Source organism: Pseudomonas sp. PK-RTE-24 (assembly GCF_054052265.1).
This window is the reverse complement of record NZ_CM133224.1, coordinates 3,374,398-3,388,069: the sequence shown is the minus strand read 5'-3', so window position 1 is coordinate 3,388,069 and position 13,672 is coordinate 3,374,398. Positions and strand designations below refer to the sequence as shown.

At 59.3% G+C, this 13,672-nt stretch carries 16 protein-coding genes; 8 read left to right on the top strand and 8 right to left on the bottom strand.

Annotated elements, in window-relative coordinates; translation table 11 throughout:
* Nucleotides 1–39: 39 nt before the first annotated feature.
* A complete protein-coding gene (locus tag ACV8MC_RS15265; RefSeq protein ID WP_016770829.1) occupies nt 40–975 on the bottom strand; it encodes a chemotaxis protein CheV in 936 nt (311 codons plus the stop codon).
* Between the two features lie 454 nt (nt 976–1,429).
* Here ACV8MC_RS15265 and ACV8MC_RS15260 point away from each other — a divergent pair, with 454 nt between their 5' ends.
* The 3 genes from ACV8MC_RS15260 to ACV8MC_RS15250 all read left to right on the top strand — a co-directional run bounded on the left by ACV8MC_RS15260 (nt 1,430) and on the right by ACV8MC_RS15250 (nt 3,913).
* Nucleotides 1,430–1,900: a hypothetical protein gene (locus ACV8MC_RS15260; protein ID WP_056788632.1), complete on the top strand. Its 471-nt coding sequence runs from the start codon at nt 1,430–1,432 to the stop codon at nt 1,898–1,900.
* A 463-nt stretch (nt 1,901–2,363) separates the two neighbouring features.
* Complete coding sequence (locus tag ACV8MC_RS15255; RefSeq protein WP_024013690.1) at nt 2,364–3,257, top strand: sensor histidine kinase; 894 nt, start codon at nt 2,364–2,366, stop codon at nt 3,255–3,257.
* Nucleotides 3,254–3,913, top strand: a complete 660-nt coding sequence (locus ACV8MC_RS15250) for a response regulator (RefSeq protein WP_041478445.1) — start codon at nt 3,254–3,256, stop codon at nt 3,911–3,913. Before ACV8MC_RS15255 ends, ACV8MC_RS15250 begins: the two co-directional genes overlap by 4 nt.
* Here the strand turns inward: ACV8MC_RS15250 and yegS are convergent.
* On the bottom strand, nt 3,897–4,814 hold the full coding sequence (gene yegS / locus ACV8MC_RS15245) for a lipid kinase YegS (RefSeq protein WP_041478444.1): 918 nt from the start codon (nt 4,812–4,814) through the stop codon (nt 3,897–3,899). The genes ACV8MC_RS15250 and yegS overlap by 17 nt on opposite strands.
* 314 nt (nt 4,815–5,128) lie before the next feature.
* Between yegS and ACV8MC_RS15240 the strand changes: the two genes are divergently transcribed.
* Nucleotides 5,129–5,437, top strand: coding sequence for a hypothetical protein (locus ACV8MC_RS15240; protein WP_172834003.1), 309 nt, complete (start codon nt 5,129–5,131; stop codon nt 5,435–5,437).
* A 59-nt stretch (nt 5,438–5,496) separates the two neighbouring features.
* Here the strand turns inward: ACV8MC_RS15240 and ACV8MC_RS15235 are convergent, their stop codons facing one another.
* Nucleotides 5,497–6,723 (bottom strand): molybdopterin molybdotransferase MoeA, encoded by a 1,227-nt coding sequence (locus tag ACV8MC_RS15235; RefSeq protein ID WP_457262484.1) that lies wholly within the window; start codon nt 6,721–6,723, stop codon nt 5,497–5,499.
* A complete protein-coding gene (gene moaB, locus ACV8MC_RS15230) occupies nt 6,707–7,246 on the bottom strand; it encodes a molybdenum cofactor biosynthesis protein B (protein ID WP_016770598.1) in 540 nt (179 codons plus the stop codon). Before moaB ends, ACV8MC_RS15235 begins: the two co-directional genes overlap by 17 nt.
* A gap of 81 nt (nt 7,247–7,327) precedes the next feature.
* Here moaB and mobA point away from each other — a divergent pair, with 81 nt between their 5' ends.
* Both mobA and ACV8MC_RS15220 read left to right on the top strand, forming a co-directional pair.
* Nucleotides 7,328–7,930 carry a molybdenum cofactor guanylyltransferase MobA gene (gene mobA / locus ACV8MC_RS15225; protein WP_457262483.1) on the top strand — a complete coding sequence of 201 codons (603 nt, stop codon included), beginning with the start codon at nt 7,328–7,330 and terminating at the stop codon, nt 7,928–7,930.
* Nucleotides 7,931–8,008: 78 nt separating this feature from the next.
* Nucleotides 8,009–8,230 (top strand): YgdI/YgdR family lipoprotein, encoded by a 222-nt coding sequence (locus tag ACV8MC_RS15220; RefSeq protein ID WP_016770600.1) that lies wholly within the window; start codon nt 8,009–8,011, stop codon nt 8,228–8,230.
* Between the two features lie 82 nt (nt 8,231–8,312).
* Here ACV8MC_RS15220 and ACV8MC_RS15215 read toward each other — a convergent pair whose 3' ends face one another.
* From ACV8MC_RS15215 to ACV8MC_RS15205, 3 genes are all read right to left on the bottom strand, one after another.
* Nucleotides 8,313–9,203, bottom strand: coding sequence for a pseudouridine synthase (locus tag ACV8MC_RS15215; protein ID WP_056788516.1), 891 nt, complete (start codon nt 9,201–9,203; stop codon nt 8,313–8,315).
* 70 nt (nt 9,204–9,273) lie between these two features.
* Nucleotides 9,274–9,591 carry a hypothetical protein gene (locus ACV8MC_RS15210; RefSeq protein ID WP_016770837.1) on the bottom strand — a complete coding sequence of 106 codons (318 nt, stop codon included), beginning with the start codon at nt 9,589–9,591 and terminating at the stop codon, nt 9,274–9,276.
* 113 nt (nt 9,592–9,704) lie between these two features.
* Complete coding sequence (locus ACV8MC_RS15205) at nt 9,705–9,941, bottom strand: glutaredoxin family protein (RefSeq protein ID WP_016770838.1); 237 nt, start codon at nt 9,939–9,941, stop codon at nt 9,705–9,707.
* Between the two features lie 198 nt (nt 9,942–10,139).
* On the opposite strand from ACV8MC_RS15205, the gene ACV8MC_RS15200 reads away from it, so the two are divergent.
* Nucleotides 10,140–11,852, top strand: coding sequence for a cation:proton antiporter (locus ACV8MC_RS15200; protein WP_457262479.1), 1,713 nt, complete (start codon nt 10,140–10,142; stop codon nt 11,850–11,852).
* Here the strand turns inward: ACV8MC_RS15200 and ACV8MC_RS15195 are convergent.
* Entirely contained in the window at nt 11,849–13,057 is a 1,209-nt protein-coding gene (locus tag ACV8MC_RS15195) for an ammonium transporter (protein WP_457262477.1), read from the bottom strand. The genes ACV8MC_RS15200 and ACV8MC_RS15195 overlap by 4 nt on opposite strands.
* A 300-nt stretch (nt 13,058–13,357) precedes the next feature.
* On the opposite strand from ACV8MC_RS15195, the gene ACV8MC_RS15190 reads away from it, so the two are divergent.
* Nucleotides 13,358–13,672 carry a DUF883 family protein gene (locus ACV8MC_RS15190; RefSeq protein WP_016770842.1) on the top strand — a complete coding sequence of 105 codons (315 nt, stop codon included), beginning with the start codon at nt 13,358–13,360 and terminating at the stop codon, nt 13,670–13,672.

The following is a 13,672-nucleotide window of genomic DNA, read 5'->3' as shown; positions in this document are numbered from 1 at the left end:
GAGCAGGCTCGCTCCCACAGGAAGCAAGATGTGCGTGTTTCAGGCCGGCACGGCGTCGAGCATCAGACGCTGGCGCACCACATCAACCAATTTGTCCGGCTGGAATTTGGAGAGGAAGTTGTCGCAACCGACCTTCTTCACCATCGAGTCGTTGAAACTGCCGGACAGCGAGGTGTGCAACACGACGTACAAGCCACGCAGGCGAGGGTCGTTGCGGATCTCCGTGGTCAGGCGATAGCCGTCCATTTCCGGCATTTCCGCATCGGTGAAGATCATCAGCAGTTTATCGGTCATGTGCACGCCGGTATCGGCCCAGGCCTTGAGCATGTTCAAGGCTTTCAAACCGTCGCTGGCGATGTGCATTTTCACCCCGAGCTGGCCGAGGGTGTCGCGCAATTGCGAAAGCGCTACGTTGGAATCATCCACCAGCAACACTTCGCGGCCACGGGCGCGCTCGAGTACCGGATCGTCGAGTTTCTCCCGCGAGACCTTGGCGTTGTACGGGACGATTTCAGCGAGGACTTTCTCGACGTCGATGATCTCCACCAGTTGATCGTCGACCTTGCTGATCGCGGTCAGATAATGCTGGCGGCCGGCACTGGTCGGCGGCGGCAGAATGGCTTCCCAGTTCATGTTGACGATGCGGTCGACACCGCCGACGAGGAAGGCCTGCACCGAACGGTTGTATTCGGTGACGATGATCGTGCTGTTCGGGCCCGGCACCAGTGGGCGCATACCGATTGCCTGCGACAGGTCGATCACCGGCAATGTCTGCCCACGCAGATTGACCACGCCGCAGACGAAGGGATGACGCTGCGGCATCAGGGTCAGCTTGGGCAGTTGCAGCACTTCCTGAACCTTGAACACGTTGATCGCGAACAGCTGGCGTCCGGCCAGGCGAAACATGAGGATTTCCAGGCGATTCTCACCCACCAGTTGCGTGCGTTGGTCTACCGTGTCGAGAATGCCGGCCATCAATGACTCCTGGGCTTGTTCTGATGAATTCACTATGGGGGTTTATCGGCTGCATTCAGCTAATCTTGATTGCTGTAAAGCGCGCCGCTAAAAATGCCATAAATGGCCATTGATGTCACACTGACATCATGCTTTACTGGCAATCGTGATTTCATCTGCTAGATTCATTGCGGCGCGACCTCGGTTTGCACGTTAGGTTCCCGCGCCTAAGGGATTCCCCTAGGATCAATCAGGCCCAACCTGATATTCGCCATTTCCAATAGCCATTACTGTGACGCCATTCTCATTGCATGAACGGAGTCAGGCTATTGTGTGCGATCGCAATTCAGTGGCAACCCACCCTCTGGAACCCTTCGGTCCGTGCACCTGCACCGCCGGGCGCGATCTGCCGACGATTCACGATCGTCGCCACACACGGCCATCCGTCAACCAACACGACGTGGTGGAGATGAACATGCCAATCGACCGTAAAGACTGGGCGCAACGCTTCCCCGAATTTCTGGTCGAGGCCGAAACGCTTCTCGCCAAGTCCGAAGAATGCCTGAGCCATCTGCAACTGATCAGCAATGACAAGGATGCCATCGACTGCATGCTCGGCACTCTGCTGAAGCTGGCCGGCCGGGCCGAAGCACTGGCGCTGGAAGCGATCTCCGAGTTTTCCCTGCACATCTACAGCCTGCTCAATTTGCAGCAGGATCACGTAGATCTGCACGAGCAGGCCCTCGATGCGTTACGTGACTGCCTGACCTTGATGGCGTGGCAGCTCGAGCTGGTCGATCCCAGGACCGGGCAGCTGACCCTGGATAAAAGCGAACAGACTGATCTGCTCGAGGCCTTCGCGGCACAAATGGGCCAAACCTCGTTCGAGCCCAAGATGGTGAGCAAACGTTTGCTCTCTTCATCCTTTACCGCGCGCCAGGCTTGAGCCGGTAAGTCGCGATATTGTCGTAAATGAATACTTCGTGCCTGAAAGCGACAATCCGGGGCAAATAATCAGCCCGACCAACGGTTAATTTCCAGGTGCCGCCATCAGGGTTTTCCCTGTGTGCAACCAGCGACACTTCCAGGCAAATCGAAGTGGCCCAAATACAACAACTCCAGCTTTTTCCAATATGGAACTTGCGTCCACGATCCGATATTTCCTGACTGAATAGACATATATAGCAACCGCGACCAACGGTATGTTAAGTGGTATTATGCCGCCGGTTAGTTGCCTGCCGGTTAATGGCATACTGACTTCAGTGTTACCTTTTCGATGTTATTGCCGGTCAATGATCGCTTAATGAATGCGGTTTGAATCAATAACATAAATGACAGTATTTCCACACAGAGATCCGCCAGTCACCGGTCGGTCTGCCCGCAGCGAACATCCATTGGCTCCATCCGTTATGTACGCCAGTCTCAAGTCACTCATTACATGGCCACCTTCTCGGGAAAACGCCCGGCGCTTCACACTTGTTCTGTGTGTTCTGGCGACCTTGGGTAGTCTGCTGGCGTATGTTGTTTCCGCACGCCTTCCTTTGGGATTGCTGGCGCTCGACATCGCCGCCACCGCGTGCGTCTGGGTGCAATATCGCTTGTCGCGCAAATCGATCAAGTTTCAACCACAAGAGCTGGCTGATCGACTGTTGCAAGTTCAGGAAAACGAGCGCCATCGCCTCAGCCGGGAATTGCACGACGATATCGGCCAGTTGCTCACCGCCGCCAAACTGCAAAGTGACTGGCTCAAACGCCGCCTGCCGGAGGATCTGCAGGAACAATGCAAGGTGCTCTGCGACACACTGGATGAAACCCTGACAAAGGTGCGTGACGTCTCGGCGATTCTCAATCCACGTCAATTGACCAGTCTGGGCCTCGAAGCCAGCCTGCGTGCGCACTTGCTCAAGACACTGGCCAACACGCCGGTCAACTGGAGTCTCGATTGCCAGCAACGGCTCAACGGCATCCCCGAGGAAATGGCCGTCGCGGCGTTTCGCATTGCCCAGGAAGCCGTGACCAACATCCTGCGCCACGCACAGGCAAAAAACCTGTTGATTCGGGTACAGCGATTGCCGCAAGGTCTGACGCTGTTGATCAGCGATGACGGCCTGGGTTTTGCCCCGGCGGCCGACCCGGCCAGAGAAGGTCAACGCGGCATGGCCGGAATGGCCGAGCGCATCGAACAGTTGGGCGGCACATTGAGCGTTATCAGCGAGCCGGGCAAAGGCACTCGAATCGAAGCACTTTTCCCGTGGGCGCCGCGAGCGCTCGAACGGGCCAGTACGAATAAGGTTATGCGTTGACTTGTAACTTACTTCTGGTGGATGACCACTCGCTGATCAGAGCCGGCGTGCGTGCTCTGGTTCTGGATATTCCCGGTTACGCGGTAATCGGCGAAGCCAGTGATGGTTCGCAATTGCTCGAAATGGTCGAGCAACTGAGCCCCGACATCGTATTGCTGGACATCTCGATGCGGGAAACCGGTGGCCTGGAAGCGCTGCAACGCCTCAAGCGCGTGCGCCCGCAGAGCAAAGTGCTGATCCTGTCGATGCACACCGACCCGGCGCTGATCATGCAGGCGCTGGAGTCCGGTGCCCATGGCTACCTGCTCAAGGACACCACGGCCACCGAGCTCGAGCACGCGCTGGAAGCCCTGCGCAACAACGAACGCTATCTCAGCCCGGCCATCGCTCACACCGTGATCAATCAGGCACTGACCCGCAACCAGAAAAGCCAGCCGGACATCGCCGATTCGCACAATCTGACCGCGCGCCAGCTGGAAATCCTTCGCCTGATCGTGCGCGGCAAATCGACCCGGGAAATCGCCAACGGCCTGGGCTTGAGCGTCAAGACCGTGGAAACCCACCGCGCACAGATCATGAAGCGCCTGCAGATCTATGACGTGGCGGGCCTGGTGCTGTTCGCCGTGCGCGAGCAGATCATCAGTCTTGATGACTGACTGGCGTCAGTTGACTCAATAGCGGCGAGTCCTTTGGCAAGTGCACCTGCAACGCTGCGGGTTTCGCAACAAAACGCAGACTGTCACCTTCCAGTGGCTCGCCGTCGAGATTGATGCTCAGCCCTTCGGCGACCTTGATCTCGACCCACGGCAATCGCGCCCGCACGAACATGTTGTCGAGGCCGAAGCCCTCGCTCAGCAGATTCTTCAGCGTGCCGACCAGTTCTTGCGGTGCCGGCAGGATACTGATGTCCAGCAAACCATCATCGACCTGTGCCTCCGGGCACAGCACATGGCCGCCACCCGCCTGCCGACCGTTACCGATACCCAGCGCCAGCAGCTCACCCTGCCAATGGAAATCCGGGCCTTGCAACTCGCCGTAAGCGGCATGCAGTTCGCTGAACCGGGTCAGGCCGGTAAACAGATACGCGGCGCCGCCCAAGACCTTTTTCAGATCTTCCGAAGTATTGGCGGTCACCTGGCTGCCGAATCCGCCGGTCGCCATGTTGAGGAAAATCTGCCCGCCCACTTCGCCCAGATCGATATCCGAGGGCTGAACATCCAGTAGCTCAAGGGCTTCGGCAGGCTCCAGGGAAATACCGGCGGCGCGGGAGAAATCGTTGGCGGTTCCCAGCGGCAGCAACACAAGACTGGCTTTTTGCGGATGCTGAGCCAGCGCCTCGGCAATATCGCGCAACGTGCCATCACCGCCACCGGCGATGATTTTGCTGTAGCCGGCCGCCAACGCTTCCTCGACCAGACGCTGGGCGTCGCCGGCCTCCCAGGTCACTCGCACAGCCAGTTCCCAGCCTTGCTCACGCTTGGCTTCGACGGCAGCGCGGACATCCTCGTTGAGTGCCTGTTTGCCATGCAAGATCAGCAGTGCCCGGCGTTCACTCATAACGTCACTCCAAGAATTGAAATCGATTGAAACATCTTGACCACTGTGCGCCTTAAAAAAGCCACCGAGCGGCAATTAATTCTTCGTCCAACTGCTGGCGTCCTACACAGCGGTATTTTTTCTTACGAAACAAGAGGAATCGGCTTAATTGACCCCGTCCGACCATTGGGTCACCGTGTGCCAGCAGCATCAACCTTCAACCCATTAACACAAGGATGTGCCGGTAATGAACGGATACCCCCCGATTTATTTCCATGAATCGAGCAATGGCAAAACCAGCAAGCGTGCAGTTGATACGATCGGCGAGAACTTCCATGCACAACCATGAAACCAAGGCACCGGTGAGCCCGGTCGCCGCTCTCGCCGAAAGTCGTGCCAGCAAGAAACCAGACTTCTGTAACAGCGCCAAGACCCCTGGAGAGTTTGATATGGAACCCCGAGTCAGCGAGCTGGAGACTCACTTCAAATACATGCGCCGCGATATGGACGAAGTGCTCAATGATGTCCGGACGATCAAACACCGTCTGGCGTATTCGGCGGGTGCCACCGCTGTCATCCTCGGTCTGCTGGGCTGGGTGGCCAACAGCCGATTCGACCAGTTGGTGACATTGATCAGCAACTGACCGAATCATTCGTTGCACGCGCCGTGCGTATCAGCCGACGCGTGCATGGGCGAGATGCTCTACCCCAGAAGGTCACTGAGGGGAATGAAGCTCACTGCATCACCCTCGCTCAGCGTGCGGCCTTCTCGGACTTCCACCAATCCGTCGGCCCACGCCGCGCTACGCAGCACACCCGAACTCTGGTTGCGGTAAATGATCGCCCGCCCCTGTTCCAAGCGCCCGCGCAGATATTCACGACGGTTGCCGGCCACCGGCCAGACAAAGCCTGCTGGCACTGCAAACTTGAGCGGCTCGACATCTTGCACACCCAGGCGTCGCAATAAATAGGGCCGCGTCAGCAAGGCGAACGTCACCAGCGTAGAGGCGGGATTGCCGGGCAGGCCAATCACCGGCACGTTGCGGAAATGGCCGAACGTCAACGGTTTTCCAGGCTTGATGGCCAGCTTCCACAAGGCCAGTTCGCCTTCCTCTCGCAAGGCAATGCCGAGAAAATCTGCTTCACCGACCGAGACACCGCCAGTAGACAGAATCAGATCGACATTTTGCAGCTCGCCCAGCCGCGCCCGCGTCGCGGGTAGATCGTCCGGAAGAATTCCGCCATCGATGACTTCGCAGCCCAGACGCTGCAGCCAGCTGCACAGAAGTACGCGATTGCTGTTGTAGATCTGGCCCGGCCCCAATGCCTGACCGGGTTCAACCAGTTCGTCCCCAGTGGACAGAACCGCCACCCGCGGCTTGCGCACGACGTTAACCCCGGCACAGCCAAGCGAAGCAGCCAGGCCTTGCTCAATCGGTCCGAGCCGGGCTCCAGCTTGCAGTACCAATTCGCCGACCGTGGTTTCCTGCCCTTGCGGACGAATGTTCTGCCCGGCTTTCAAAGGCTCGAGGAAGCGCACTCGGCCGTCGGCCTGAACTTCGGCGTTTTCCTGCATCTCGACACAGTCAGCGCCCGCCGGCAGCGGTGCCCCGGTAAAGATGCGTGCGCAGCTGCCTGGTTCCAACGGCTGCGGAGACTGCCCGGCAAAAACTTTTTGGCTGACTGGCAGCGGCTCGCCCTGCCAATCCGCCAGGTTCAAGGCGTAGCCGTCCATGGCGCTGTTCGGCCACGGCGGCAGATCCAGTGTCGAGATCAGATCTTCAGCCAGCACCCGCCCTTCGACCTGAGCCAGCGGCAAGTGCTCGCGCTCGACAATGCGCGACGCATCGGCCATGGCCAGCAAACGCTCGAGCGCCGTTTCGACAGGCAGCAAACTGCCGGTCTTGCCCGGCTTACCCACGGGATTCACAAGGCGCCGCCTGCTTCAGATGGGTGACGAAGTTGCACGGACGATGACGGGCGTCCAGTTGCTCAGCGAGGATGCCATCCCAGCCAGTGCGCACCGCATTGGTCGAACCCGGCAGGCAGCACACCAGCGTGCCGTTGGCCAAGCCTGCCAAGGCCCGGGACTGCACGGTCGAAGTGCCGATATCGGCTACGGAGATCTGGCGGAACAATTCGCCGAATCCGTCGACCTGTTTGTCGAGCAGGCATGCCACCGCTTCCGGTGTGCTGTCACGCCCGGTAAAGCCAGTGCCGCCGGTGATCAGCACAACCTGGACCACATCGTCGGCAATCCAATTGGCGACTTGCGCGCGAATTTTGTAGAGATCATCTTTAAGCAAAACACGCTCGGCCAGCGCGTGACCGGCCGCGATCAAGCGATCGACGAAGACCTGGCCGGAGGTATCGGTTTCCAGGGTTCGGGTGTCGCTGACAGTCAGCACCGCAATATTGAGCGGCACGAAAGGTACATCAGCCTTGGCTTTCATAGGCTCTTCCAGTTGTAGGGGAAACAGCCCGGTGTTATATCACAGCGGCTCATTTTTCCGCCGCCCCTCTGGAGAGTCGTCATGCCCTCGAACAAGCCGTTGCCACCCTGCTCCGTCCTGCTTCTGGCCGGTGGACGCGGTCAACGCATGGGCGGTCAGGACAAGGGCCTCATCGAGTGGCTGGGCGAGCCGTTGATCGCGCATCTGCAGCGCAAGGTACGGCCGCTGACCGACGATCTGATCATCTCGTGCAACCGCAATCGCGAGCGTTATGCCGGGTTTGCCGATAAGTTGGTAATGGATGATGAAGGCGATTTCCCCGGGCCGCTGGCCGGTATTCGTGCTGGACTGAAAGCGGCGCGCCATGCGCATTTGCTGGTGTTGCCATGCGATGTGCCGCGAATCGACACGGCGTTGCTGGAAGCCATGCTGACCACTGCCGATCTGCAACGTGAAAAACCTTTAATGCTGCGCCACGGCGAGCACTGGGAACCGCTGTTGTGCGTGATTCCGGTGGCGCTGTTGCCAGCGTTCGAAGCAGCCTGGAATGCAGGCGAGCGCAGCCCGGGCCGGGTGATGCGCAGTCTCGGCGCCGTCGCATTGCAATGCCCTGACAACGAACCGCGACTGGCCAACCTCAACACCCCCGAATTGTTACATCTGCACAACACTGTGTCAGACTGACACTATCCAAGGAACTCTCACGCCTTGTTTACGTCTCAAGCTCAGTAACCAGAAGATTTCCCATTCGGAGACACACTCATGACTCAACGGACCCTCGCCACTTTCATGCTCGCACTGGGCCTGGCAACCCTCGCCGGTTGCTCCTCGCCGACAGTGATCACCTTGAATGACGGTCGCGAAATCCAGGCCGTCGACACCCCGAAATACGATGATGATTCGGGCTTCTACGAGTTCCAGCAGCTGGACGGCAAAGAGACCCGCATCAACAAGGATCAGGTTCGTACCGTTAAAGAGCTGTAAGGCTCCGCGTCGTTACCGGATACAGAAAAGCCCGCATTGTCATGCGGGCTTTTTCATGGGCGCTCGGAAAGCAGTTTCAGCATTACCACTGCAAGGTGATTCGACTCTCGAACTCCCGCAATTCCCCGGTCACCGGGTCAATGAAGCGCAGGCCTTGCGCAAGCAGCTTCAACGGGTTGGCGTAGTCGTCCTCGACATCTTTCAACACCGTCGGATAAAACGGGTCGTTGCAAATACTCGCTCCCAGCGCCGTCATGTGCACCCGCAACTGATGCTTCTTGCCCGTCACGGGATACAGGCCATAGCGCCACAGATCACCATTTTTCTCACGCACCTCGACCGCCGTTTCGGTATTGCTGGCGCCAGGCCCTTCTTGCATGCGGAAAAACGGCTCGCCATCGACCAACCGGCTCTTGTGCACCAAAGGGAAATTCAACTCGGGCAGCGCCGGGGCGATCGCTTCATAGCGCTTGTCGATCTGCCGCGTCGGGAACAACGACTGATAGGCCGAGCGGGTTTGCGGGTTGGCCGAGAAGATCACCAGACCTGCCGTGTGCCGGTCGATGCGGTGCAGCGGCACCAGATGCGGATTGTCCAGCCGACGGATCAGCCGGCGTAGCAGGGTTTGTTCGACATATTCCCCGGCCGGGGTTACTGGCAGAAAATGAGGTTTGTCGGCCACTACCAGATGTTCGTCAGCGTAGAGAATCGACTCGAGCACCGGGATCGGCTTCTCGTCCGGCACTTCGCGAAAGTAGTGAATGCGCAGACCTTCCCTGTACGGCAAGTCCAGCGCAATCGGCTGGCCCTGCGCATCCAGCACCCGCCCGCGAGCAATCCGGTCGAGCCATTGTTCGCGGCCGATAGCGCTGAAGTGCTCGCACAGGCAATCGAGTACCGTCAGCCAGGGACCGGGCGGCAAATACAAGGTGCTGGCCTGATTGTGCGCAGCGGAAAATACGGGGCTGGTCATACGAAACAGAAATCCTCAATGCAGGCCGGCATTATCCAACAGTGAGGCAAAGCCACCTAGCGCAGTTTCATCAGGCCGGAATCGACTTGAGGGCCGCCGCTTCGGTGAACTCCTTCAGCCAGCGCAAGACATCGACCGCCTCCCAGCGACCCGGATCGTACAAGGCATACAGCAGGCCCTGATAACCGACCACATCCAGTTGCTTGTGATACCCGGCGCGTTGAAACAGGGCTTCGATTTCGGCAAAGCAGGTGTTGAAATGCAGCTTGTTGAACGGCGTCTTGCCTTCCGTGACCAGCCCGTCCAGGCGCAATTCGAGGACGGCCTCGCGCACCACGTCGACCGACATCCGGTTAACGCTGCTCTTCAACTGTTCGACATTGACCACGGTTCATCCCTCTGACTCGATTGCTGTATGGACATACAGTAACCGAAGAAGTCAGCGAGCGCCAACGCAAGGATGTATCGCTGCGACCAGCGGAAGAACGGTAGTAAACCCCATCATCGTAAAAACGCCGCGATTTCATCGCCACTGAACGGCCAATCCAGCTCCGCGCCAGTGTCAACGCGCCGCAGTACCGGGATGCGCAAGCTGTATTTTTCGAACCACGATTCGTCTTCGGCAATGTCCACCAGTTCAACCAGCAGACCATGCTCGACGAAGGGCATCAGTTCGGCTTCGGCGACTTCACACAGATGACACCCGAGGGTGCCGAACAGCTGACATTCAGGAGGCATGACGGCATTACCGGAAAACAAGTGAGCCCATTCTAGGACGCCACTAAACCCTCGTCGACCCGGCGCCGCCCAAAGGACCCAGCGCTCCCGGCGCAAAATCCTGACGCAAATCATTCAGCGCAAATTGCAAATGCGTCATCCTCGCGGACTTTTTGCCTCTACGCTTCAGAGGCCAACGCCCTGACAGCGGAGTGTCCCGTGTTTGCAAATCTGTTGATCATCCTCGCCTCATCCCTGGTGGTGATTGCCCTGTTCCGGCGCCTGCGACTGCCGCCGGTGCTGGGTTACCTGTGCGTGGGATTACTGGTCGGGCCGAACGCATTCGACTGGGTCAACGAGAGCGAACATCTGCCGGATGTCGCCGAGCTGGGCGTGGTGTTTCTGCTGTTTTCGCTAGGCCTGGAGTTCTCCCTGTCGAAGATGATTGCGCTGCGTCAGGTGGTGTTTCGCCTCGGCAGTCAGCAAGTGCTGATCAGCGCAGCGCTGCTCGGCACCCTGTTGATGGGCCTGGGCATGCCGCTGATGCCGGCGCTGTTGCTCGGTGCCGGATTATCGCTGTCATCCACGGCGATCGTGACCAAGGAGCTGGGCAGTCTTGGTGAAGTGTTCAGCAGCCACGGCCAGAACGCGGTCGGCGTGTTGCTGTTTCAGGACGTTGTCGCGGTATTGCTGCTGACACTGGTTCCGGTCTTCGCCGGCACCAGCGAGCAGGCCTGGTATTGGGCCTTGCCGTTGACCCTGGGCAAAACCTTGGTGCTGTTCTTCGGCCTGCTGCTCGCCAGTCGCGGGTTATTGCCACGGCTGTTTCATGAAGTGGCGGCCTCGCGTTCGGCGGAGCTGTTCGTTCTTCTGGCGCTGGTGATCGTGCTGCTGACTGCCTGGCTCACGCACTTGCTGGGGCTGTCGCCTGCACTCGGCGCTTTCCTTGCCGGCATGTTGCTCGGGGAAAGCCATTACCGGCACCAGATCGAAGCTGACATCCGGCCCTTTCGCGACATTCTGCTCGGCGTGTTCTTCGTCAGCATCGGCATGCTCATCGACCTGCAACTGTTCGTCAGTCACAGCCTGTTGATCATCGGCCTGACGCTTGGCCTGATGCTGATCAAGGGCATCGTGGTCGCGCTGCTGGTGAAGTGGCGCGGCAGTGACAGCGAAACCGCGTGGCGCAGCGGTCTGGCCCTGGCCCAGGGCGGGGAGTTCTGTTTTGCCTTGATGGCGCAGATGCAGCAGAACAGCCTGTTGCCGGCCGAGCCGGGGGCGCTGCTGCTCGCGGCGACGTTCTGTTCGATGCTGCTCACGCCACTGCTGTTGCGTGCGGCGCCGCGCATCGCCGCCGTGCTGCACCGCAAGCCCAATCAGGAAGCGCAGATCGAACAGATCAGCGCGCTCAACGCCGACCTCGACCAGCACGTGGTGATCTGCGGCTACGGTCGCGTCGGCCAGTCCATCGGCCGCTTCATGGGCAATGCGGGGCAAGCCTATGTTGCGCTGGACAACGATCCGGTGCGGGTGCAGGAAGCCGCATCCGCGGAAAGCGACGTGCATTACGGCGACTCGGCGCGTGGCGATCTGCTTACTGCGGTTGGCCTGTTGCGCGCCAGGCTGCTGGTGATTGCCGTGGATCAAAGTGACGCGGCGTTGCGCATTCTGCGCGAAGCCCGGCGACTCAACCGACAGGTGCCGATTCTGGTACGCACCCGTGACGACAGCCAATCGGCGGAACTCAGAGCCGCCGGCGCCACCGAGGTGGTGCCGGAGCTTCTGGAGTCAAGCCTGATGCTCGCTTCACACGCGCTGATCATGCTTGGCCTGCCCGCGCACAAAGTGCAGGAGAAGGTCGATCAAGTGCGTATCGATCGCTATCGCCTGCTCCACGGTTTCTATCCCGGAGCCAATGATGAGGAAATCTAGTCCTGACTCACCGCGCCGATCTTGTGCAGCGACAGGTCGGCGCCGTAATACTCTTGTTCCTGACTCAGGCGCAGCCCATGCAATGCCTTGATCGCGCCGTAGACGACGAAGCCGCCGACCAGCGCCACCGCGACGCCAAGCGCGGTGCCGATCAACTGGCTGATCAGGCTGACGCCGCCCAGGCCACCCAGCGCAGACTGACCGAAGATGCCGCAGGCAATCCCACCCCACACGCCACACAAACCATGCAACGGCCAGACACCCAAGACATCATCGATGCGCCATTTGACTTGCGCAGCGATAAAGCACCAGACAAACAAGGCTCCGGCGATCGCGCCGGTCACCAGTGCTCCGACAGGATGCATCAGGTCGGAGCCGGCGCAAATCGCCACCAGCCCGGCCAGCGGGCCGTTGTGCAGAAAGCCCGGGTCATTGCGCCCAACGATCAACGCCGCGACGGTACCGCCGACCATGGCCATCAGCGAGTTGACCGCGACCAGGCCACTGACGCCTTGCAGCGTCTGCGCGCTCATCACGTTGAAGCCGAACCAGCCGACAATCAGGATCCACGAGCCCAGTGCGAGAAACGGAATGCTCGACGGCGCGAACGCGACCAGGCGTCCATCGCGATAGCGACCATTGCGCGGGCCGAGCAGCAGAACAGCGGCCAACGCCAGCCAACCGCCCACGGCATGCACCACCACCGAGCCGGCGAAATCATGGAATGCCGCGCCAAACTGCGCCGCCAGCCAGCCTTGCAAACCGAAGTTGCCGTTCCAGATCAGCCCTTCGAAGAACGGATAGATAAACGCCACGATCAGCGCCGTCGCGCACAACTGCGGGACAAACCGCGCGCGTTCGGCAATGCCGCCGGAAATGATCGCCGGGATCGCGGCAGCGAAGGTCAGCAGAAAGAAAAACTTCACCAGTCCATAGCCATGGTCAGCCGTGAGCACCGCCGCCGGTTGCATGAAGGTGACGCCATAGGAGATCCAATAGCCTATAAAGAAATAGGCCAGGGTCGAGACGGCGAAGTCGCTGAGGATTTTCGCCAGCGCGTTGACCTGGTTCTTCTGCCGGACCGTGCCGACCTCCAGAAAGGCGAAACCGGCGTGCATCGCCAGTACCATCACCGCACCGATCAGAATGAACAACGTGTTGGAGCTGTGAACCAGCGTGTCCACAGCGCTTTGCAGATTTTCCATGAGGAGGCAGACCCAAGGCTAAAAGGCACCAAAGCGGTTCATGTGTGCATTTCATGCACCAAATTACGACTCATCAAATATCCAACGGCAGGGTTGATGAACTGATTTGGCGCATATATCGATGTCTGATCACGAACCGCGAGCAAATGAATTAGAGTTTTCTGCTCTTACGCCCGGCAACAGCGCACATACGCCGAGCGGCGCACCACGACACAGCAAAAGTTGTACCAGGCATTTGCACTGAACCTTCGCGCAAGGCTCATACTCGAACGCTTCAAAGCCACCTACGGAGATCCACCCATGGCCAGCATCAAGGCAAAGACTGCTCAAGAAATCCTGATGAACGACTTCCAGACTCTGGTCGCCGACACCGAACGCTTGCTCGAACACACCAAGACCCTCGCGGGTGATCAGGCCGATGAGCTGCGTGCCCAGATTCATGACAGCCTGCTGCGTGCCCGGGAAACCCTGAAGGTGACCGAAGACACCCTGCGTGAGCGCGGTCAGGCGGCCGTAACCGCTACTGAAGACTATGTGTCGGCCAACCCATGGCAGTCGGTGGGCATCGCTGCCGGCGTCGGTTTTCTGATCGGCCTGCTGGCAACTCGGCGCTGA